Genomic DNA, 1,048 nt, shown 5'->3' on the forward strand with positions numbered 1-1,048 from the left:
CAAGGGCGCGAGCCCCTTGACTCACGACACCTCCACACTCAACCGCGAATGGCCGGCAACGGGATCGACGGCTGGAACACTGGAAGCACCGCGAACTTCCGCGTCGTCGTCGGCAGCCTCTACGACGCCCGCGACGTCCAGGCCACAGTGACCTACGAATCACCCACCGATCAGGGCGAGTTCCGGGCACCGGGCTTCCCGGTGAGCCCCGCAGGCGGCGCTACCCCGCAGGAGTTCAAAGCGGTCACCCTGACCAACCTGGTCCAGCCGCAGCTGCAGGAAGACGGCCGCACCATCACCTGGGACGTCACCGAAGACCGCACGCTGCCGGGCGGTTCCTCCTCGCACTTCATGGTGCAGGCCGAGACCTCACACCTGGTGGGCCTCGGGCCGGACACTCCCATCGAAGCGAACCTGGTGCTGACCGGTGAGTGGGATGTCCCCGTGGAGTGCGAAGACGAGGAGATCCCCGACTACGGCCCCACACAGCCCGGTGATCTTGCACAGTGCGAGCTGGACTGGCGTGTGGCCGCCACCATCGACCGCCGGTTGGAGGACTACTCCAACAACGGCTACCGGTGGGCGGTTCACCCTGACAACGGCAAGGGCTACGTGAATGCCCAGCACTGGATGTCAGGCGACGGCTCCACCGTGTTCTGGCGTGTGCCGTTCGCCACCGAGTACGCCATCGAAGAGGGCACGCAGATCGTGCTGGAGCCTGGTGAGAACTGGAGCATCAACCCCGGCAGCTTCGCTGACCGCACCGGAGACTTCACCTTCCAGCGGTTCACCGGTGTGGACGGCTACGAGGAGACTGCCGGCGGTGTGGCGAGCTACCAGATCGACGACGCCGGCCGCCTCATTGTGACTCTGCCGGCGATGCCTGCCAACAGCCACGTCCTCTTCACGTTCAACGGCACCCCGGCTGAGGGTGTCGACCCGCTCCGGACCGGCTTCGACATCGACGGCACGGTCAAGGGCCGGTATACCGAAGAGAGCCTTGAGATGCTTGACTGTCTCGAGGACCCGGACCCGGAGCCCACGGACG

General features: G+C 66.0%; 1 protein-coding gene. It reads left to right on the forward strand.

Annotation, left to right across the window (positions count from 1 at the left end):
* Positions 1-48: 48 nt before the first annotated feature.
* Positions 49-1,048, forward strand: a 1,000-nt coding sequence (locus RIL96_RS11225) for a hypothetical protein (protein ID WP_310549114.1), incomplete at its 3' end; no start/stop codon positions are given.

The organism is Nesterenkonia aerolata (genome assembly GCF_031470965.1).
Lineage (GTDB): Bacteria > Actinomycetota > Actinomycetes > Actinomycetales > Micrococcaceae > Nesterenkonia > Nesterenkonia aerolata.